The sequence below is a fragment of the Legionella sp. km535 genome, assembly GCF_003990085.1.
Taxonomy (GTDB): domain Bacteria; phylum Pseudomonadota; class Gammaproteobacteria; order Legionellales; family Legionellaceae; genus Legionella; species Legionella moravica.
This window is the reverse complement of record NZ_RZGU01000001.1, coordinates 107,745-127,952: the sequence shown is the minus strand read 5'-3', so window position 1 is coordinate 127,952 and position 20,208 is coordinate 107,745. Positions and strand designations below refer to the sequence as shown.

Genomic DNA, 20,208 nt, shown 5'->3' with positions numbered 1-20,208 from the left:
GGCTCTATTAAATTCTATGGCAGAAAAGAAAAATAAATCGTAGTGATTATTGGCACCTATCTTTTTGTTTTAGTTGTCTTCTGAATTCAATAACCCGCTTATCCATTATTCTACTCCAGAGAGGGGGAATTAACGCCAGAACTATCATACCCAGATATCCTGATGGAAGTTGAGGGCTTTGTTCCATATGGCGTAAAATTTGATAAGGACGAGCGCCATAGGTATGGTGATCTGAATGACGTTGTAAATGAAATAATATGGCGTTGGTTAACCAGTGATTCGCATTCCAGGAGTGATATGGACTGACTTTTTCATAAAGACCGTTTTCCAGTTTTTTTCTTTCCAGACCATAATGCTCAATATAATTTACCAGTTCAAGGGTCATGATGGCGGTGAATGATTGTATTATAAAAAATGCCAACGTAGAAAATCCCCCGAGAAGCAAACACAGACTACCAATGATTAATGGTACTGAAAGTATCCACCAGAAATGATTATGTAAACTCCAGCATGCGTATCCCTTCTGCAGCATGCGTCTTTTTTCAAGACGCAGGGCTGATTTAAAGGAGCCGATCAATGTCTTGGGTATGAATTGATAAAAGCTTTCTCCCAATTGTGCCGTTGCAGGATCTTCTGGGGTAGCTACCCGAACGTGATGCCCTTTGACATGTTCGATAAAAAAATGACCATAACACACGCATACTAATAATGTTTTACTCAGAATTTGTTGGGTACGGCTGTTTTTATGCATCAATTCGTGCGCTAAATTGATCCCTGCCCCACCGGATATTAGTCCTATCGACAGGGTAAAACCAAGCCATTCAATCCATGACAGATGATGAGTGCTAACTACATAAGCAGCATAAACAAGCATGATCATTTGAGCTGGTACATAGGCATAGGTTATGTATTTATAATAACTGTCTTTAATCAGTTCATGTTCTTGTTCTCTTGATGGATTGGATGGATCTCTGATAAAAATGTCAACAAAAGGGATTAAGATAAACACTACTGCGAAAGGTAAAAAACTGTACCATCCTCCAAGGTGAAGGCCGATAATGGGTAGTGGAATGAGTAAATATACCATTAAAAAGCTGAGTTTTTTTAGCGATGACATCATTGTACTCTATTATGTCTGACCTAATTAAATTATAGGATATAGCCCTCTGATCCAGCTTGGCATAATAGGACATGAGCTGGTTATTTTCGGACATTTTGAGCTCATTTGCGGTTCTTTGCATGCATTATGAGTGAAAGTGAGGACATAAAGGTCTATTAGAGAGTAATTTGCTTAAATGTCTCATAATTTCCTGGTTCTCCTGTTTTGCTCGCCGAATTTGGGATAGTAGCAATAAAAAATTGGAACAACAGTGTCTCAGCATCAAATAGTTGCAATGGTTGAATAAATTTCAACCTATTGGCTAATAAACACAATAATGTTTTGTACACTGGTGTTACCAATGATTTGATACGTCGCGTCTACGAACACAAAAACAAATTGGTGGCTGGATTCACCAAAAAATACAACGTGGATAGACTTGTTTACTATGAAGCCTGTGAAAGTATCCCTTGTGGCTATTGAACGAGAGAAACAAATTAAAGGTTGGTCACGAAAAAAGAAGCTTGATTTGATTAATGCATTGAACCCAGATTGGAACGACTTGTATCAATTGATTCTTTAAAGTTGTGCCTCCCGAGAGGAGATCCCTCACTACCTTCGGGATAACGTGGGTAGTTACTTTTATTGCCGTGCAAATTAATTTTAGGTAAAAAATTTGTTTTGAAAGAAGATAATTAATCATGCTCAAACGCTAAGAATTGCTGCGGTAATGTATTGGTAAACTCATTATTAAATGCACAGGGTCAAAGCCGCATCATTCAGGAGGTTAGAGCAATTGCCAACAGCCTCTAATACAATGACTTCATGACTTTTTCATTTTTAAAGCCATTTCATAAAGTTCGTTTTTGTTTGCTTTAGTTATTTTACAGGCTATGGATACCGCTTGTTTTAAAGGTACTTCTTGTAACAAAACAGCAAGGAGCTCCTGATGCGATTGAAGAGAATCACGCTCCGGGCGAGGAGGTATTATTAATACAAATTCTCCTTTTGTATGGCCTGTATCTGCTAATAACCATTGTTTGACTTCAGACACTGTACCTGTAATAAATCGCTCATATGTTTTAGTCAGTTCTTTCGCCAGAACCAGCTCACACTCTGGACCGTAGGTCTTTGAAATATCATCAATGCACTCCAGAATTCTGTGTGTTGACTCATAAAAAATAAGCGTATGAGGTTCATTTTGTAGTGATTCGAGTTTGCTTATTCGAGCAGCGTGCTTTGCTGGAAGAAAACCTGAAAAGATGAAGGAATCGCAGGGTACTCCTGCTGCACTTAGAGCTGTAATTAAGGCACTTGGTCCTGGAATTGGGGTAACAGGAATTAAATGTTCACGAGCAAGTTTTACTAAAGGATATCCAGGATCGCTGATTAAAGGTGTTCCTGCATCACTGATTAGAGCAACCGTAGTTCCATTGAGGATTTGTTCAATGATTTGCTTACTTTTATCACTTTCATTATGGGCGTGCAGAGAAGTTAAATTATTTTTTATTCCCAGCGCAGTGAGTAATTGTATGGAGTGCCTGGTATCTTCAGCAAGGATTAGATCGACTGATTTTAAAATATTAAGCGCCCTGAAACTGATGTCATCACGGTTTCCAATCGGAGTCGCAACTATATAGAGAGTTCCTATGCCTGTTGCTAGAGAGTTTGTCATAGTTTATCCTCTTCGGTTATTGCGTATTTGGCGAATGAATATGTTTCTAAAATTATTTAATGTTCGTATTTTTTTATTACTGGTCTCAACATTTTTGCTGTGTCAATGCACTCAAACCGTTAATTCATCTGAGCCTGTAGTGACCACCGTTCACAAAAAAGTTAAAGATCCTTACAGTATGCCTACTGCGACCTATCTTGCATTAGCAAAAAATGAAGAAGGTTCCAAAAAACAAAGTCTATTATTAGCCGCTGCAGGTCGTATGATATCTGAGGGCCAATGGCGACAAGGTTTGGCCATTTTAGCACAAACAAATGAATTAACTGATGATCAATTGAATGAAAAAAACCTGCTATTAGCGAAAATAGATGTAATCCGGGATCAACCCAAATCAGCTTTGGTTAAATTGGCAACTATAAAAGACTCAGATAGCCTTTCGCATTACAATCAAATTCAATTGCATGAGCTGTTGGCTCAATCCTATCGCTCTACAGGCAATCAAATAGAGTCGGTAATGGAACGAATAAAACTGGAGTCCTTATTGACGGAGCAGGAGCAGCAGGTTAACAACAGAAGAACGCTCTGGTTTACTTTAATTAACTTGCCTCAACCTGAATTAAATGCGATGGCTGCAGAAGCTGCTGATAAGTCTGAATTACAAGGATGGCTCCAGTTAGCTGTTATTTCGCGTAAATATCGAGACAATCCTAAATCATTGCTTGCTGCCCTGGATCAATGGCAATCTCGTTATGATAATCATCCCGCGAATAATATTCTTCCCAACCCCTTGGACAGTATTGCTGACAAAATGATTGCCAAACCTAAAAATATAGCATTATTACTCCCATTAAGTGGGCCACTTTCTGGTCCTGGTAAAGCAATACGCGAAGGATTTATGGCTGCTTATAAGAGCAATAATGGTGAGGAGACAACTCAGATAAAAACTTATGATACAGCTCAAGGGGAAATCACCGAACTGTATCAAAAAGCTATTGATGACGGTGCAGAATATGTTGTTGGTCCATTGACTAAAAATCAGGTAGCTGCTGTAGCTGTGCTGAACCATCCTGTCCCTACTTTACTTTTGAATGATTCAGACGCCAGCGTACAGGATAACTCTTATCTTTTTGGTCTGTCTCCTGCTAATGAAGCCAGCCAGGTGGCAAGTAAAGCGCGAAGTAAGGGTTACCGCAGGGCTTTAGTCATTGCACCCCAAAACGACTGGGGCAATGATGTGACCAAGGCATTTGTTAATCAATGGACGAATAATGGTGGCAGAATTGTTGATACCTTTTTATATGGCACCAATGATGATATGAACAAGAAAATGAAGGATTTTTTAAAAATCTCTGAAAGTCAGGCAAGAGAAAAACAATTAAAGCAGGTTTTGGGTCATAATCTACAATCCTTGCCAAGCCGTAGACAAGACTTTGATATGATCTTTTTATTAGCCTATCCATCAAAGGCGCGTCAAATTATGCCCTTGTTAAAATATTATTATGCAGGTGATGTACCGGTCTTTGCTACATCAAGTGTTTATGGCGGCAATGCCAATGCTTTAAAAGATAAAGATTTGGATGGGGTCATTTTTTGCGACATCCCCTGGGTATTTTCACATCAGATGGGGACGAAAAATTGGCCAGAGCAATTTAATAGTTATAATAGGTTGTATGCCCTGGGTATGGACAGTTATGCATTAGCTACTCAAATAAATCAGTTAATTTTATTTCCCGCGGATGGTTCTATGGAATCAAACGGTACTCTCTATTTGAAACCTTCACAGCAGGTTGCGCGTGTTCTGGAGTGGGGGCAATTTAGACAAGGCCTGGCACATTCATTAGGCAGTACTGTTTAAATTGAATGATGAATTCAGAAGGATAGCCAATTGAACACTGTTCACTCAGGCCGTGTTGCGGAACAAAAGGCATTAAAGTACTTGCTGGAACAAGGCCTTAAGCTGGTGTGCCAAAATTATTATTGCCGTTCAGGTGAAATTGATTTAATTATGCGAGAAGGAAATTATCTCGTATTTATTGAGGTACGCTGTCGTTCAAATATAAAATTTGGAGATGGGTTTGCCAGTGTTACTTATGCAAAGCGCCAAAAAATAATAAAAACAACGTCGCATTATTTGCTGAAACATAAAATCCAGGAGCGTAATCCAATACGCTTTGATGTCATAAGTATTGACGGGAATTCTGGGGATATTACCTGGATTAAAGACGCATTTAACGCAGATTATTGAACATAAAAAGGTTTATAAAATGGTTCAACTGGAAGAAAGAGTAAGACATCTTTTTGGTGTGAATATTGAAACAAAAATCGCCGTTGCAGACGCTTTATCGGATACTATTGCAAAAGCAGGACAACGATTGGTGAATTGCCTGCTGGCTGATGGAACTATATTTGTGTGTGGCAGTGGGGGATCCAGCGCGAATTGCATGCATTTTACCAGCGCTATGTTGAACCATTTTGAGGTGGAAAGGCCTTCTTTACCTGTAATTAATTTAAGCTCTGATGCAACATGTCTTGGATCGTTTGCAAATGAGCATCATTACGGTCAAGTGTTCGCAAGACAGATTCAGGCTCTGGGCCATGAACAGGATGTTTTGTTGTTACTAACTACTTCAGGTAATTCCGATAGCATGCTGCATGCATTGCATGCAGCCAATGAACGAGGAATGGATACTATTGCACTAAGTGGAAGAGATGGCGGCGTTTTGGCCAATCATCTGGGGCCAGAGGATATTGAGCTGCGAGTGGCTTCAGATAGCGCTGCGCGTATAAGAGAACTTCACTTGTTCATATTACATTGTTTTTGTGATTTAATTGATCAGTCTTTATTTGGTCAGGTTTTAGGATAAAAAAAATGAACATAAACTCCAGATTAAAATCAATAGTTGTTTTATTGGTAAGTACTATGCTAACGGGCTGCGTCGTCGCTGTTGTGGCAGGTGCTGCTGCAGGAATGGTCTATGACAGACGCAGTGTAACGACAATGGAAGCAGATGCACGCCTGTTTCATGTGATACATAAAGGTATTGTTGCAGACCCTCAATTTAGACATTCACGAATTTTAGTGACCAGCTTTAATCGAGTAGTCTTGTTGGTTGGCCAAACACCTACTGCTTCTTTGCGAGTTGTGGCTGAGAGAGTAGCCCAGAATACCCCTGGGGTAAAACGAGTATATGATGAAATCACGGTGGATAATCCCCTCTCAATGTCCCAAAGATCAAAAGATTCTTTGATTACCGGTCAGGTTAGAAGCAATATGTTAACCAAAAAAGGGCTGGAATCTGGTTCGATTCGTATAGTAACTGAAAATGGCGTTGTTTATTTAATGGGGATCGTTACACCAGAGCAAGCATCCTTAGCGGTTGATGTAGCCCGTCGGATAAACGGTGTAAGAAAAGTCGTGAAAATTTTCCAATACATTCGATAAAATGATAAAACAGGGACGTTTTATACTAGTGTTACTGATCATGGCATGCGTTTTGTCTGGCTGCATAAGCACTGTATGGACTGGTGCCTCTTTGCTTTACGACAGGCATGATGTATACAAAAAATTAAACGATTATAACTTGTTGGCTGAAGTAAACAGGGTTTTGGCTGTTAACAGAACATTTAATAATTCCAGCTGTGTTCTTGATATTGCTGCGTTCAATGGGGACATACTAATCGCAGGCCATGTGCCTAACGATGAATTATTTGAAGAATTAAAATTGCGTTTAGCTCAAATAAAACAGTACCGACGATTGTTTAATGAGGTTAATGTCCGTCAGGTTTCTTCTAACAGCGTTCAAGACAGTTGGATCACTGCGAAAATTCGCAGCCAGATATTTGCTGATGACTCTATTGATCCCAATGCATTTAAAATAATAACTTCCGATCGCACTGTTTATTTAATGGGTGATGTCAAGCCGGATCAGGCAGCTAAGGTTATTAAAATAGCCAGGTACACTACGGGAGTTGAACGTGTGGTTAAATTGCTTAAGTATTTCACGTATCAACCGACGCATCTAGTTAAGTGATTGATTTTTAATGATTTTAAAAGGTTTTTTGAATAATATGGCCTGATAAAATCAGGCCATCAGCTGCACGTCCAATCCAGGAAGTGGCTAACCTGGGAGGATAAGTTATACTGTATCAATGGATTCGTCCTTTATCCAGTCGTTTACGCATTTTTCTTAATTTAAATTCACGAATTAGTCCTGTTGAACCATTTGTTTCTGATTCTTCAGCATTTCCATTTCTAGGAACACATGGGTGTGATTTACAGTGGCGTCGATAGAGCAAATGACTTTTGTTGTGTTTATGGTCTAATCCATCGCTGTAACGATGAATCATTTTTTCATGCAGACCTGCTGCAGTATGTTGTATTTTATCAGACATATTTTATTCCTTTGGCGAGGTTTAAATAAATCTACTTAGCAAGAACACAATGCTAAGCCCTACGCTTTTATTATAGCTCGAAAAATTCAATATCGCCGTTGATTATTACAGTTGATTGATTTATAATTCGCGCGGTGAAAGTTAGGTGAATATGTGAACAAACAGCTGAATAAGCGCGGAATCATGCGATTGTGGCTGGTACAGCTTGGCATAACATTGGTCATTGCTGTCCTTTGCGCAATTGTATTTAACATTAAAGCGGCAGGTTCGGCGGTACTTGGTGGACTGGTCTGCATCATTCCTAATGCCTATTTTGCAAGTAAATTATTCAAGCATCAAGGTGCTCGAGCCGCGAAGCAAATAGTGAATAGCTTTTATAAGGGTGAAGCAGTCAAGATAATTTTGTCCATGTTCCTGTTCACAGCGGTATTTGTATTTTTTAGAATTACACCGTTAGCATTTTTTACATCGTATATTTTGGTACTCATGACGCATTGGTTTGCCCCATGGATAATTGTCAATAAACAGAATAGGCCAGAAAGTGACTGAAATGGTATCTAGCACAAATTATATCAAGCATCATTTAACATACCTCACTTATAATGTGAGCGATATGAAGTTGGGTTCAGACGGTGGTTTTTGGACGTTGAACCTTGATACATTATTCTTTTCTTTGTTTTCCGGCATTGTTGTTGCCGCCTTGATGTATTTTGGGGCGCGAAGAGTTACAACAGGTGTTCCAGGAAAGCTGCAAAATTTTGCTGAGATAATGCTCGAATTTGCAGATAACCAGGTAAAAGATTGTTTTCACGGTAAAAATAATTTGATAGGCCCATTGGCACTTACGATATTTTTATGGGTGTTCTTTATGAACTTCATGGATATAGTGCCGGTCGATATTTTACCGTTTATTGCACAAATGAGCGGAGTACACTACCTCAAGGTAGTACCAACAAATGATTTGAACTTGACCTTTGGTCTGTCTATTTCTGTCTTTTTGTTAATTATTTTCTACAGTATCAAAATAAAAGGTGCTAAAGGGTTTATCAAAGAGTTGACCTTACAGCCTTTTAATCATCCGCTGTTTATTCCTTTTAATTTATTGCTGGAATTGGTGGGCTTAATTGCCAAACCTATTTCTTTGGCACTGCGGTTATTTGGAAATTTATATGCTGGCGAATTAATATTTATTTTGATAGCGTTACTCACCTTAAATGCCGCTTCAAATTCACTGATTGGAACAGCGACTTTAGGTTTTGCCCAGTTTTTATTGGCATTAGCCTGGTCAATATTCCATATTCTGGTAATCACGTTGCAAGCATTTATTTTCATGGTCCTGACTATCGTTTATCTCAGTCTGGCACACGAAGAACATTAACCAATTTAATTATCATCATCCATTGTAAAGGGGATAAATATGCAAGCTGTTGAATTAATAGCACAAGTTCAAAGTATGACCGTTATTGCGGTTGCGTTGTTAATCGGTTTGGGTGCATTGGGCACAGCAATAGGATTTGGTTTGTTAGGCGGCAAATTCCTTGAAGGTTCAGCGCGTCAACCAGAAATGGTTCCTATGCTGCAGGTGAAAATGTTTATCGTAGCAGGTCTGCTGGATGCGGTTACAATGATTGGTGTTGGTATCGCACTGTTCTTTACCTTCGCAAACCCTTTCCTTAGCAACCTGGGTTCTTGATAACTCATGAACAGGGCGCCACAGCGCCCTAATTGTTACAGGAGATATTACTTTGGATATTAATTTGACATTAGTAGTACAAATGCTGGTATTTGCAGCCTTTGTTCTGTTTACCATGAAATTAGTTTGGCCTCCTTTAGCCAAAGCTTTGGAAGAGAGACAAGAAAAGATTGCTGACGGACTGTCTGCCGCTGAGCGTGGTCGTAAAGAGCTTGAGTTGGCTCAACATCGTGTTAAAGATGAGCTGAAACAAGCCAAAGCACAATCTGCCGATATCATCGACAAAGCCAATAAGCGCGCTTCCCAAATTATTGAAGAAGCAAAGGAAGCAGCCAAGCGTGAAGCACAGATTCAGGCAAAACTCGCTCAAGAGCAGCTCACACAACAAGTGAACCACGCCAAAGAAGAGCTTCGCAAACAAGTTGCCCGACTGGCCATTTCAGGCGCTGAAAAAATTCTAATGCGTGAAGTAGACGCGAAAGCGAACAGCGCACTGTTAGATAACTTGATAGAAGAGATTTGAAATGTCTGATAGCACCACTATAGCCAGACCCTATGCAAAAGCAATTTTTGAACATGCGTTAGCAGAAAAAAAATTAGCTGAGTGGTCTGAGTACTTAATGATTCTTGCACAAGCAGTATTAACTCCACAGGCATCACAATTTATTGCAAATCCCAGTTCAACTGATGCGCAACAAATTGAGTTGCTACAAACGGTTTGCAAAGAAAAAGTAAAAGACGATAAGTCATTAAATAATCTTATTGCGTTATTAGCTGCTAATAAGCGGTTAATGCTGTTGCCGGAAATTAAAGCTCTTTATGAAGTGCATAGAGCAGAACAAGAAAAGACACTGGGTGTAGATGTCATCAGTTTCTCTGAAGTATCCCCCGCGCAACAACAACAGTTGATTGAATCGCTAAGCAATCGATTACAGCGCAAAGTGTCATTAAGAATAAGTATTGATCCCTCCTTGCTTGGTGGTGCAGTTATTCGGGCAGGCGATTTAGTTATCGATGGTTCAGTCCGGGGCAAGCTTAATAAGCTTGGCACCGGTTTGGCCGCTTAATATAGAGGATAGTTTCCATGTCAGAACAAGTAGCTTTAAATCCTTCAGAAATCAGCGAATTAATCAGAAAGAAAATTGATCAGTTCAGCGTGGTTTCCGAAGCTCGTAATGAAGGAACTGTTGTTAGTTTAAAAGACGGTATCGTTCGCTTACACGGTCTTGCTGATGCAATGGCTGGTGAAATGATAGAATTCCCTGGCGGAGTATATGGCCTGGCTCTTAACCTTGAAAGAGACTCAGTAGGTGCTGTAATTCTGGGTGATTCATCAACTCTTGCAGAAGGTCAAAAAGGTAAATGCACTGGTCGTATTCTGGAAGTTCCTGTAGGTAAAGGACTTTTAGGTCGTGTTGTTGATGCATTGGGTAATCCAATAGACGGTAAGGGTCCAATTGATGCTGCTGGCATGTCCCCTATTGAAAAAGTTGCTCCTGGTGTGATTTCTCGTAAATCAGTAGATCAACCTGTTCAAACAGGCCTAAAGGCTATCGATGCGATGATTCCTGTAGGACGAGGACAGCGTGAGCTGATCATCGGTGACCGTCAGACAGGTAAAACAGCAATTGCCATTGATGCCATTATTAACCAGAAGGGCACTGGCGTTAAGTGCGTGTATGTTGCTATCGGACAAAAAGCTTCTTCTGTTGCGTCTATTGTACGCAAGCTGGAAGAACACGGTGCTTTGGAGCATACCATAGTCGTCGTTGCAGGGGCTTCCGACTCTGCTGCGTTACAGTTTATTGCTCCATACTCTGGTTGTTCCATGGGTGAATATTTCATGGAACGCGGTGAAGATGCATTGATTGTATACGATGATTTAACCAAACAAGCATGGGCATATCGCCAAATTTCATTACTGCTGCGTAGACCACCAGGTCGTGAAGCGTATCCTGGAGATATTTTCTATTTGCATTCACGCTTACTGGAGCGTGCAGCACGTATTAACGCTGAAGAAGTAGAAAAATTAACAAATGGCGAAGTAAAAGGTAAAACCGGTTCGCTTACTGCTCTGCCGATCATTGAAACTCAAGCGGGTGACGTATCTGCTTTCGTTCCGACAAACGTGATATCCATTACTGACGGTCAGATATTCCTGGATGTGGACTTATTCAACTCAGGCGTAAGACCTGCAATTAACTCTGGCTTGTCTGTATCACGGGTTGGTGGTGCTGCTCAGACCAAAATTATGAAAAAGCTGGGTGGAGGAACTCGTCTTGCACTAGCGCAATTCCGTGAGCTGGAAGCATTTTCTCAGTTTGCATCTGACCTTGATGACGCAACTCGTAAACAATTGGAACGTGGTCAACGTATTACTGAGTTAATGAAGCAAAAGCAATATTCTCCCTTTACTGTAGCTGAAATGGGTATATCTTTATTCGTTGTGGAAAAAGGATACCTCGATGATGTTCCAGTTAGTGAAATCAGTTCCTTTGAATCGTCATTACATGATTACATGCGCAGTACTCATGCTGCCTTGTTGCATGCAATTAACGAAGCAGGCGGATATGATAATGAGATTGAAGCCAAATTAACTAAAGCAGTTGATGAGTTTAAACGTACGGCTAGTTGGTAATTTAATATCTCATGGAAGTGATTCCAATAGGTATACAGGTCATTACAATTCATGTAATGACCTATAAATCAATTAAAGGCGAAGTAACATATGGCTGGAGCAAAAGAAATCCGTTCGAAAATTTCGAGTATCAATAAAACTCGTAAAATTACTCGTGCGATGGAAATGGTGGCAGCAAGTAAAATGAGAAAAACGCAGGATAGAATGCGTGCATCTAAACCTTATGCCAATAAAATATATGATGTCGTGAAGCATATCGCTCGTGCAAACTCCGAATACAGACATCCTTTTATGACGGAACGAGAAATAAAACGTATCGGTATAATCGTCGTAACAACAGATAGAGGACTATGTGGTGGTTTGAATGCTAACCTGCTCAGGGAAGCCATTCGAAACATTCGTAACTGGAAAGAGCAAGGTAATGAAGTTGATGTTGCTGTAATCGGTCGTAAAGGCCAGGCTTTTTTCAAAAGAGTTGGTGGAAACATCCTGGGATCCGTTGAACATCTCGGAGATACGCCAGGCATCAATGAATTTATTGGTATTGTAAAAGTCATGTTAGATGCTTATTACAATGGCACTATTGATTCCTTGCATATTGTGTATAACGAGTTTGTTAATACCATGACTCAAAAGCCATTGGTTAAACAATTGTTACCATTACCAAAATCAGAAGAAGATACCAGTTCAATGGGGCATCATTGGGATTACATCTATGAACCTGATGCAAAGGACTTACTCGATGATTTATTAGAACGTTATATTGAATTACAGGTTTATCAGGCGGTTGTAGAAAACGTTGCCTGTGAGCAAGCTGCAAAAATGATTGCAATGAAAAGCGCAACGGATAATGCAGGTGATTTAATAAAAGAATTTCAATTGGCTTATAACAAAGCCCGACAAGCTGCAATTACACAAGAACTAGCAGAAATTGTCGGTGGCGCAGCCGCTTTATAAGAGGGTATATAATGAGCTTAGGAACTGTAGTAGAAGTGATTGGTGCGGTGGTAGACGTTGAGTTTCCCCGTGATAGCGTCCCTAAAGTCAATGATGCATTAGAGCTTGTTGATAGTGATTTGGTATTTGAGGTTCAACAGCAGCTTGGTGATGGAGTTGTGCGTACCATTGCTATGGGTACCACTGACGGTTTAAAGAGAGGCTTAAAGGCTAAAAACTCTGGCAAACCCATCCAGGTTCCCGTAGGAAAGAAAACCTTAGGTCGTATTATGGATGTTCTTGGACGTCCAGTTGATGACGCCGGCCCCATCGGTGCAGAAGAACATTGGGCTATTCATCGTAAAGCGCCCAGTTATGAAGAGCAGGCCGGAAGCCAGGAGTTACTGGAAACAGGTATCAAAGTAATTGACTTGCTATGCCCCTTCGCTAAAGGCGGTAAAGTCGGTTTGTTTGGTGGTGCCGGTGTGGGTAAAACTGTAAATATGATGGAGTTAATTCGTAACATTGCTATCGAACACAGCGGTTATTCTGTATTTGCTGGTGTGGGTGAGCGTACTCGTGAGGGTAACGACTTCTATCATGAAATGAAAGATTCCAATGTATTGGATAAAGTATCTCTGGTATACGGTCAGATGAATGAGCCACCAGGGAACCGTTTACGCGTTGCATTGACCGGTTTGACCATGGCGGAAAAATTCCGTGATGAAGGTCGAGATGTTCTGTTGTTTATTGATAACATCTATCGTTATACCCTGGCTGGGGTTGAAGTATCTGCATTATTAGGCCGTATGCCTTCAGCAGTAGGATATCAACCAACATTGGCAGAAGAAATGGGTATGCTCCAGGAGCGTATCACTTCAACCAAAACTGGTTCGATTACTTCAATTCAAGCGGTTTATGTACCTGCTGATGACTTGACTGACCCATCTCCTGCAACCACTTTTGCTCACTTGGATGCTACAGTCGTATTGTCTCGACAAATTGCCGAGCTTGGAATTTACCCTGCAGTAGATCCTTTGGATTCTACATCACGACAATTGGATCCATTAATCGTCGGCCAGGAACATTATGATACTGCTCGCCGTGTACAACAGACTTTGCAACGTTATAAAGAATTAAAAGACATCATTGCAATTTTGGGTATGGATGAGTTATCAGAAGAAGATAAGCGTGTCGTAACTCGTGCGCGTAAAATCCAAAGATTTTTGTCACAACCTTTCTTCGTGGCGGAAGTCTTCACCGGTTCACCTGGAAAATATGTTTCTCTTAAAGATACGATTAAAGGGTTCCAGGGAATTCTTGCTGGTGAATATGACGATTTACCTGAGCAGGCATTTTACATGGTGGGAAGCATTGAGGAAGCCGTTGCGAAAGCGAAAACTCTATGAGGCAAGCCGATATGACAATAACAACGCATCTGGATATTGTTAGTGCGGAACATGAAATATTCTCTGGCTTGGTAGAGATGGTTGTTGCCACTGGAGAATTAGGCGAAATTGGGGTTACACCCGGTCATGCTCCTTTGCTAACCGTATTAAAACCTGGTGAAATACGATTAACCATGCCTGGCGGTGAGCAAGAGATCTATTACGTGCAAGGTGGAATGCTTGAAGTCCAGCCGCATTGTGTGACTATTCTTGCTGATGTCGCCGAGCGAGCGGAACACCTGGATGAAGCAGCAGCTCTAGCTGCAAAAGCTCAGGCTGAAGCAGCAATGGCAAATAAAGGTGGTGACATCGATTATTCCGTCGCTGCCGCTGAGTTAGCTCGCGCTGTTGCTCAAATCCGTGCGATTCAAAAAGTTAGAAAGAAAATTAAATAGAAGTAGCTTCAATTAATATATAAAAGGTCAGTACCAAGGTACTGACCTTTTCTTTTTATACGTTTTATGATTCAGCTGATGACAATAATCCCTGTTGATCCTATTGATGCTATTAAATTTTCCTAAGGTCAATACAATCGCATACTCTAAGGTCAGTTGGCCACACAAGTTTCGAGGACCCGCGACTTGTTAGAGGGAGCCAATTCAATCTTTACAGGCTCACTATGTTCTTGGTTTGCATGAGAACTCTTGATTCCGTAAACATATCACGGAAAGTGGGTCTGAAAAGAATGAAATGCCAACAGCCCGAGATTTACCCAGTTAATTATCGAGCCTGATTGCCCTCTAATTTGATAGATACCTGTTATATACAGTTAACAATGTGCAAAATGCGGTATTATACAGAGAGTTGCACACGTTACTCTATGGTCAATTCACAGGGTTATCCACAGGCAATTAAATTAATTGGAGAATTTTGATTTTTAAAAACGTTTAAAATCAAAGAGTTACGTTTATTGAAAATTGAACCATAAATTGAGCATAAAGTTATTCACATCTTACATGCTGAGTATATTTCTAACATGATGAATATTTTGCTAAAATTGCTTTGCATTACTTACCTTTATTGCACTACGATGATTAAATAGTGATTACTACCACAATGAATACAAAAACAATGAATGATACAACTGAACAAAAGCCACTAACTGAATTTACCGAGAAAGCCTATCTTGATTATTCCATGTATGTGATTCTAGATAGAGCTTTACCCAATATTGCAGACGGATTAAAGCCTGTTCAACGAAGAATTGTCTATGCCATGTCGGAGCTAGGCTTAAAAGCCACAGCAAAACACAAAAAATCGGCAAGAACTGTCGGGGATGTTTTAGGTAAATTTCATCCTCATGGCGACAGTGCCTGTTATGAAGCCATGGTTTTGATGGCGCAACCGTTCTCGTATCGGTATCCATTTGTAGATGGCCAAGGAAACTGGGGTTCTCCTGATGATCCCAAATCATTTGCTGCCATGCGGTACACAGAAGCCAGATTGTCACCCTATGCAGAGGTTCTGCTTGGTGAATTATTACAAGGTACTGTTGATTGGGTGGATAATTTTGATGGAACGTTGCATGAACCGTCATTGCTTCCCGCGAGATTACCTAATATTTTACTTAATGGTGCTACAGGTATTGCTGTTGGTATGGCATCAGATATTCTTCCGCATAACTTAACAGAAGTTGCCAATGCTTGTGTCCATTTGTTAGACAATCCTGATGCTGATTTAGCCGCAATTAATGAACACATAAAAGGTCCTGATTTTCCAACAGAAGCAGAGATCATTACGCCACGAGAAGCGATTACTGCAATGTATGAGTCAGGAAATGGATCGATTAAAATGCGAGCTATTTTTAATCAGGAAAAGCAGAATATTGTTATTACTGCTTTGCCATACCAGGTTTCTGGCGCCAAAGTGATAGAACAGATTGCTGTGCAAATGCAGCAGAAAAAATTACCGATGGTTGAGGATTTACGCGATGAGTCAGATCACGAACATCCCACGCGCCTCGTGATTATTCCCAAATCAAATCGAGTTGATGTTGACGCTTTAATGTCTCATCTATTTGCTACAACTGATTTGGAGCGGAGCTATCGAGTTAATTTTAATATGATTGGTTTGGATGGTAAGCCACGTGTCAAAGGATTGTTAAAAATTCTGACCGAATGGTTGGAATATCGTGTTACAACAGTCAGACGACGATTGGAGTACCGACTTGAAAAGGTATTAGAGCGTATTCATGTTTTGGAAGGTTTGTTAATTGCGTATTTAAATATAGATGAAGTTATCGCCATCATTCGAGAACATGAGTATCCCAAGCAAGGTTTAATCGCCCGATTTAATTTGAGTGAGCGGCAGGCTGAAGCAATTTTAGAAATGAAACTGCGTCATTTGGCGAAACTCGAAGAAATTAAATTGCGTGGCGAACTTGAAGAGCTTAGTGCTGAACGAGATACTATCCAGGCTACCTTAGCCAGTGAGTCTCTTCTGAAGGCTTTAGTAAAACAAGAAATAATCAGAGATCGTGATGAATTCGGTGATTCACGTCGTTCTCCAATTATTGTAAGACAAGATGCACAAGCTCTAAAAGAAGAAGATATTTTACCTAACGAACCGATTACGGTTGTTTTATCAAAAAATGGTTGGGTTAGAGCAGCAAAAGGTCATGACGTGATGGGTACCGATCTGAGTTATAAAGCGGGTGATGAATTTAAAGCCCAGGCTCCTGCGCGCTCAAATCAGCAAATCATCTTTTTTGATAGCGAAGGTAAGGTGTATTCATTACCCGGCCATGTACTTCCTTCCGCAAGAGGTCAAGGTGAGCCGCTCACTGGTAAATTGAATCCTGCTGAAGGCATGACCTTTGAAGCGTTGGTTGGTGGAGAGCCAGATCAACGAGTTTTATTGGCTAGCGATGCGGGTTATGGTTTTGTTGCTAAAGTAAGCGATCTGTATGTAAAAAATCGCAATGGAAAAGCATGTATAAAGCTTTCTCAAAACAGTCGTATCGTTCCACCTCGACTTTTACCGAATAAGGATGATATTTTTGTTGCTTGCGCAACCAGCGTGGGAAGATTGCTTGTCTTTTCCATTAAGGAATTGCCAGAGTTATCTCGAGGAAAAGGTAATAAATTAATTAGTATCCCATCAAGCAAATCGGTGTCACGAGAAGAATATATTATTGATCTTCAGGTATTATCTGAAGACGATGCTTTAACGGTGCATGCTGGAAAACGTCATTTCACTCTTAAAGGTGCTGATTTAGCACATTACAAAGGGGAACGAGGTCGACGGGGAAATCGTTTGCCGCGAGGACTACAGAATGTGACTCATTTACAGGTCACGGTAGCAGAACAGGCTTAATTGATTATTAATTTATAGCCACTGTTTCCCGTGAAACACTGGCTAAATTTCAAACATTTCTTTAATGAAGTCTGTTTTTTCCTGAGATAGTTTAGTCAGGGATAAGGTCGCTAAGCCTGCTGTTTTATAAAGCGCTCTAATCATGGGATTATTGATGGTCTTCAAGTGCAGAGATAGTGTTTGAGTATCTCCACGGCATAAGGGTCCGGTTAATGATTCGTCGATTGGAGTGGTGTTGCTCAAATTATTAATATTGCCTTGCATCAGGTTACATATCATTGCGCGAGCCTGATACTGGGGTATTCCTGCTTGAAGGAGTAATTCTTCGCTGGCACTGGCTAAAGTAATTAAGTAGTTTGAGGCAATAGTTGCAGCAGCATGATATTTTATTTTTGCTTCAGGCTGAATCGGTATAACACGTGCAGCTAAAGAACTAAAAATACCATTTAACCATTCGCAAACTTCGGGGTCGCCTTCAACAACACAGTCGATTTGATTGAAGGCCATAGAATCCAGGTATCCTGTTTTAAACGCTTTGAGCGGGTGAAAACTGGCTATAGAGCATCCAGCCATTTTGAGTGGTTTAAGCAACTCTGAATTTAATGCACCACTGCAATGAATTACAAAACTGTTGGGCTTTAGAACAGAATCTTGTATTAATTGAGTCACTATGGTTTCAATTGAATCATCACTGCATGTGATCCAGGTTACATCAGCTTGGGGTAGTTGATTTAATGATTCAACCGCGTTGCCCATTCCAAGGTCACTACAGGCTTGTTGCGCTGATTTAAACGTACGATTGTATACTGAATCAAGGACGAGCATTCGGGAAGTGGATAATGCCATGGCCAGGTTCTTGCCTAAACGACCCGCCCCAATAATGTTGTAGTTCATTAGTTCCTCTCTAGTGGCGCATTTTAACGGCAAAACAACGATGACTTACAGTACTTAGTCAACTTGAATGGAGTGAAGTATATCCAAATGTGGGCATCGTTGTGGCCTCAGGAGATATCATATTGCATAAGGAGTCCAGAGGCGCTGATATAAGCAAAATTTATTCATAATTAGCTGAATTGTATCAATAAAAGCATAAATAAACCAATCAATTCAGATGCACATAAAGCCTAATCCATGGTGCAAAAAATGAACAATATAACTGTAATTAACTGTTTTGATTGTTTTTGTTACGAATTTATAGCAGGATGGAATTTCGATAAAAAATCAGGATGATATTATGAAAAAACGGATTGCTTCATTATTAGTCATTTCAACAGTAGCCTCATCGGCCCATGCTGTCTCACAAAATATGGTCTGGGGTGATTCAAATAAATCGTTGCCTCAGTTTGAACAAAAGCATTCCTTTAAACAGGGAGTTATCAACTCAGTGGCTGTTCAGCAAAGTGACTATAAACTCAAGCTAAGCGACGAAGCAAAAGCCAGCGCCAATCATGCTCGATATCAGTTGATGTATAAGGGCATTCCTGTCTGGGGCTATCAAGTCATTTATCATTCAAAACAAGGTAGCAAGGATACAGTAACTGGAATAAATGTGACTGGAATTGAAAAAGACATTAGCAGTATCAAGGGTGCATTTTCAGCGAAAGAAATTGAGCAAGCAATTTTGGGAGCAGTAAGTCATCCGGTAAAATTTAAAAAAATGAACAAGGTTATCTTTATTGATTCGGATAACAAAGCGCATCTCGCTTATCATTTATCTTATTACAGCAACAGTGAAGAAAAACACATCAAAGCACCTAACTATTTAATTGATGCGAATACAGCCAAGATATTAAAACAGTGGGATGAAGTTCGTCATGAACGTATTGGTCAAGGTCTGGGTGGAAACGCATTTCCTCTTCCTTATCGTGGCGGTATGTTTCAGCATGGGAATGCGTTGCCAGGATTACCCTCTTTGGGCAAATTTGATGTATCGGTCAAGGATGGTATGTGCAGCGTTGAAAATGATTCCTTAAAAGTGATGAACCTGGAAAATCTGGCTCTGGGTTACGATGTATTTCCAATTACAACCTTTGCTGAATCAATGCTTAATATCCCAGTCTTTTCATATGCCTGCGATGAAAGCAATTTCTATTTAAACTATGCAGATGGCACAACAGGACCTGTCAATTATGCTTTTTCACCCGTGAATGACACCATGTATTTTGCTCAACAGACATTGGACATGTATGAAAAGCAGTATGGCGTTAAAAAACCAATTGGTGATGATTTGCCATTACGTGCATACACCCATCTTGGTGATATGGATAATGCATTTGCGATTCCAACCATCAGTCTTGATGGATTAATTGTGGCTCATCAGCAAATTGTTATTGGTAACGGAGATGAATACTTAACTGCTCCTGCTCAATCGGTAATAGGTCACGAATTGTCGCATAATTTTACTGCCATCAATTCAGGATTATTTTATGAAGGACAATCGGGTGGCATTAACGAATCATTTTCAGATATGGCTGCCATAGCCCTTCAAGATTACTTAAGGCAAGATTATCCATGGTACTGGGATGGTGAAGACTGGACTATTGGGCGTGAAGCAGTAATAGGAGGTCAACCATTGCGTTATATGGATGATCCAACTAAAGACGGCAGGTCTATAGGACATGCGGCACAATATACGGATGCTTTGGATGTTCATATGACGAGTGGGGTATTTAATAAGGCATTTTATTTGCTAGCTCATAAACCGGGTTGGTCTATCCAAAAAGCATTTCAGATCATGGTTGATGCGAACATGAATTATTGGTCGCCAATTGCTTATTATGATTTTGCTGCCTGTGGTGTCATTCAGGCTGCTTTAGATAGAAAACTGGATAAAAGCCCGGTAATTGATGCATTTGCTGAAGTGGGTGTAGTTTGCCCCATGCATAAGACCTAGTTTAGGGGGACTCCTGATTTTTATCTCTGTGCATGACAGGTTTTTGATCATGTATAGAGATATATTTCAAAAAAAAACACTATTTTGGTATAAAATTGGTTATAATATTCACAATTTGT

At 40.2% G+C, this 20,208-nt stretch carries 20 protein-coding genes and 1 pseudogene; 17 read left to right on the top strand and 4 right to left on the bottom strand.

Annotated elements, in window-relative coordinates; translation table 11 throughout:
- Positions 1–46: 46 nt before the first annotated feature.
- Complete coding sequence (locus tag ELY21_RS00595) at positions 47–1,117, bottom strand: alkane 1-monooxygenase (RefSeq protein ID WP_127106174.1); 1,071 nt, start codon at positions 1,115–1,117, stop codon at positions 47–49.
- A gap of 285 nt (positions 1,118–1,402) precedes the next feature.
- Here ELY21_RS00595 and ELY21_RS00590 point away from each other — a divergent pair.
- A pseudogene (locus tag ELY21_RS00590) lies at positions 1,403–1,682 on the top strand (GIY-YIG nuclease family protein).
- A gap of 240 nt (positions 1,683–1,922) precedes the next feature.
- On the opposite strand, the gene rsmI reads toward ELY21_RS00590, so the two are convergent.
- Positions 1,923–2,774 carry a 16S rRNA (cytidine(1402)-2'-O)-methyltransferase gene (rsmI, locus tag ELY21_RS00585; protein ID WP_127105897.1) on the bottom strand — a complete coding sequence of 284 codons (852 nt, stop codon included), beginning with the start codon at positions 2,772–2,774 and terminating at the stop codon, positions 1,923–1,925.
- A gap of 40 nt (positions 2,775–2,814) precedes the next feature.
- Between rsmI and ELY21_RS00580 the strand changes: the two genes are divergently transcribed.
- The 5 genes from ELY21_RS00580 to ELY21_RS00560 are packed head-to-tail and all read left to right on the top strand — an operon-like array spanning position 2,815 to position 6,805.
- Complete coding sequence (locus tag ELY21_RS00580; RefSeq protein ID WP_127105894.1) at positions 2,815–4,629, top strand: penicillin-binding protein activator; 1,815 nt, start codon at positions 2,815–2,817, stop codon at positions 4,627–4,629.
- A gap of 30 nt (positions 4,630–4,659) precedes the next feature.
- Positions 4,660–5,019 carry a YraN family protein gene (locus ELY21_RS00575; protein ID WP_127105892.1) on the top strand — a complete coding sequence of 120 codons (360 nt, stop codon included), beginning with the start codon at positions 4,660–4,662 and terminating at the stop codon, positions 5,017–5,019.
- Between the two features lie 19 nt (positions 5,020–5,038).
- Positions 5,039–5,638, top strand: a complete 600-nt coding sequence (locus ELY21_RS00570; RefSeq protein WP_127105890.1) for an SIS domain-containing protein — start codon at positions 5,039–5,041, stop codon at positions 5,636–5,638.
- 5 nt (positions 5,639–5,643) lie between these two features.
- Entirely contained in the window at positions 5,644–6,216 is a 573-nt protein-coding gene (locus ELY21_RS00565) for a BON domain-containing protein (RefSeq protein ID WP_028382921.1), read from the top strand.
- A 1-nt stretch (position 6,217) separates the two neighbouring features.
- A complete protein-coding gene (locus tag ELY21_RS00560) occupies positions 6,218–6,805 on the top strand; it encodes a BON domain-containing protein (protein WP_127105889.1) in 588 nt (195 codons plus the stop codon).
- Positions 6,806–6,920: 115 nt separating this feature from the next.
- On the opposite strand, the gene ELY21_RS00555 is transcribed toward ELY21_RS00560, so the two are convergent.
- A complete protein-coding gene (locus ELY21_RS00555; RefSeq protein ID WP_127105887.1) occupies positions 6,921–7,166 on the bottom strand; it encodes a hypothetical protein in 246 nt (81 codons plus the stop codon).
- Positions 7,167–7,319: 153 nt separating this feature from the next.
- Here ELY21_RS00555 and ELY21_RS00550 point away from each other — a divergent pair, with 153 nt between their 5' ends.
- From ELY21_RS00550 to parC, 10 genes are all read left to right on the top strand, one after another.
- Entirely contained in the window at positions 7,320–7,715 is a 396-nt protein-coding gene (locus ELY21_RS00550; protein ID WP_028382918.1) for a F0F1 ATP synthase subunit I, read from the top strand.
- Between the two features lies 1 nt (position 7,716).
- Positions 7,717–8,544, top strand: a complete 828-nt coding sequence (gene atpB, locus ELY21_RS00545) for a F0F1 ATP synthase subunit A (RefSeq protein ID WP_127105885.1) — start codon at positions 7,717–7,719, stop codon at positions 8,542–8,544.
- 39 nt (positions 8,545–8,583) lie between these two features.
- The gene (gene atpE / locus ELY21_RS00540; protein ID WP_028382916.1) at positions 8,584–8,859 is read left to right on the top strand and encodes a F0F1 ATP synthase subunit C; all 276 of its coding nucleotides are present in this window, start codon (positions 8,584–8,586) and stop codon (positions 8,857–8,859) included.
- A gap of 52 nt (positions 8,860–8,911) precedes the next feature.
- Positions 8,912–9,382 carry a F0F1 ATP synthase subunit B gene (locus ELY21_RS00535; RefSeq protein ID WP_028382915.1) on the top strand — a complete coding sequence of 157 codons (471 nt, stop codon included), beginning with the start codon at positions 8,912–8,914 and terminating at the stop codon, positions 9,380–9,382.
- 1 nt (position 9,383) lies between these two features.
- Positions 9,384–9,926, top strand: coding sequence for a F0F1 ATP synthase subunit delta (locus ELY21_RS00530; protein WP_127105883.1), 543 nt, complete (start codon positions 9,384–9,386; stop codon positions 9,924–9,926).
- A 17-nt stretch (positions 9,927–9,943) separates the two neighbouring features.
- Complete coding sequence (gene atpA / locus ELY21_RS00525) at positions 9,944–11,497, top strand: F0F1 ATP synthase subunit alpha (RefSeq protein WP_028382913.1); 1,554 nt, start codon at positions 9,944–9,946, stop codon at positions 11,495–11,497.
- Positions 11,498–11,587: 90 nt separating this feature from the next.
- Entirely contained in the window at positions 11,588–12,454 is an 867-nt protein-coding gene (atpG, locus tag ELY21_RS00520) for a F0F1 ATP synthase subunit gamma (RefSeq protein WP_028382912.1), read from the top strand.
- Positions 12,455–12,465: 11 nt separating this feature from the next.
- Entirely contained in the window at positions 12,466–13,842 is a 1,377-nt protein-coding gene (gene atpD / locus ELY21_RS00515) for a F0F1 ATP synthase subunit beta (RefSeq protein WP_028382911.1), read from the top strand.
- A gap of 11 nt (positions 13,843–13,853) precedes the next feature.
- The gene (locus ELY21_RS00510) at positions 13,854–14,276 is read left to right on the top strand and encodes a F0F1 ATP synthase subunit epsilon (protein WP_028382910.1); all 423 of its coding nucleotides are present in this window, start codon (positions 13,854–13,856) and stop codon (positions 14,274–14,276) included.
- A 676-nt stretch (positions 14,277–14,952) separates the two neighbouring features.
- Positions 14,953–17,196, top strand: coding sequence for a DNA topoisomerase IV subunit A (parC, locus tag ELY21_RS00505; protein WP_199741603.1), 2,244 nt, complete (start codon positions 14,953–14,955; stop codon positions 17,194–17,196).
- 42 nt (positions 17,197–17,238) lie between these two features.
- Here parC and ELY21_RS00500 read toward each other — a convergent pair whose 3' ends face one another.
- Entirely contained in the window at positions 17,239–18,123 is an 885-nt protein-coding gene (locus tag ELY21_RS00500) for a Rossmann-like and DUF2520 domain-containing protein (RefSeq protein ID WP_370272400.1), read from the bottom strand.
- A 307-nt stretch (positions 18,124–18,430) separates the two neighbouring features.
- Here ELY21_RS00500 and ELY21_RS00495 point away from each other — a divergent pair, with 307 nt between their 5' ends.
- Complete coding sequence (locus ELY21_RS00495; protein WP_127105877.1) at positions 18,431–20,089, top strand: M4 family metallopeptidase; 1,659 nt, start codon at positions 18,431–18,433, stop codon at positions 20,087–20,089.
- Positions 20,090–20,208: the final 119 nt, after the last annotated feature.

Coding starts and splice junctions, on each gene's coding strand:
- ELY21_RS00495 (WP_127105877.1), top strand. CDS start 18,431: ATGAAAAAACGGATTGCTTCATTATTAGTCATTTCAACAGTAGCCTCA.
- atpE (WP_028382916.1), top strand. CDS start 8,584: ATGCAAGCTGTTGAATTAATAGCACAAGTTCAAAGTATGACCGTTATT.
- rsmI (WP_127105897.1), bottom strand. CDS start 2,774: ATGACAAACTCTCTAGCAACAGGCATAGGAACTCTCTATATAGTTGCG.
- ELY21_RS00565 (WP_028382921.1), top strand. CDS start 5,644: ATGAACATAAACTCCAGATTAAAATCAATAGTTGTTTTATTGGTAAGT.
- ELY21_RS00595 (WP_127106174.1), bottom strand. CDS start 1,117: ATGTCATCGCTAAAAAAACTCAGCTTTTTAATGGTATATTTACTCATT.
- ELY21_RS00570 (WP_127105890.1), top strand. CDS start 5,039: ATGGTTCAACTGGAAGAAAGAGTAAGACATCTTTTTGGTGTGAATATT.
- atpA (WP_028382913.1), top strand. CDS start 9,944: ATGTCAGAACAAGTAGCTTTAAATCCTTCAGAAATCAGCGAATTAATC.
- parC (WP_199741603.1), top strand. CDS start 14,953: ATGAATGATACAACTGAACAAAAGCCACTAACTGAATTTACCGAGAAA.
- ELY21_RS00510 (WP_028382910.1), top strand. CDS start 13,854: ATGACAATAACAACGCATCTGGATATTGTTAGTGCGGAACATGAAATA.
- ELY21_RS00560 (WP_127105889.1), top strand. CDS start 6,218: ATGATAAAACAGGGACGTTTTATACTAGTGTTACTGATCATGGCATGC.
- ELY21_RS00580 (WP_127105894.1), top strand. CDS start 2,815: ATGTTTCTAAAATTATTTAATGTTCGTATTTTTTTATTACTGGTCTCA.
- ELY21_RS00555 (WP_127105887.1), bottom strand. CDS start 7,166: ATGTCTGATAAAATACAACATACTGCAGCAGGTCTGCATGAAAAAATG.
- ELY21_RS00530 (WP_127105883.1), top strand. CDS start 9,384: ATGTCTGATAGCACCACTATAGCCAGACCCTATGCAAAAGCAATTTTT.
- atpB (WP_127105885.1), top strand. CDS start 7,717: ATGGTATCTAGCACAAATTATATCAAGCATCATTTAACATACCTCACT.
- atpD (WP_028382911.1), top strand. CDS start 12,466: ATGAGCTTAGGAACTGTAGTAGAAGTGATTGGTGCGGTGGTAGACGTT.
- atpG (WP_028382912.1), top strand. CDS start 11,588: ATGGCTGGAGCAAAAGAAATCCGTTCGAAAATTTCGAGTATCAATAAA.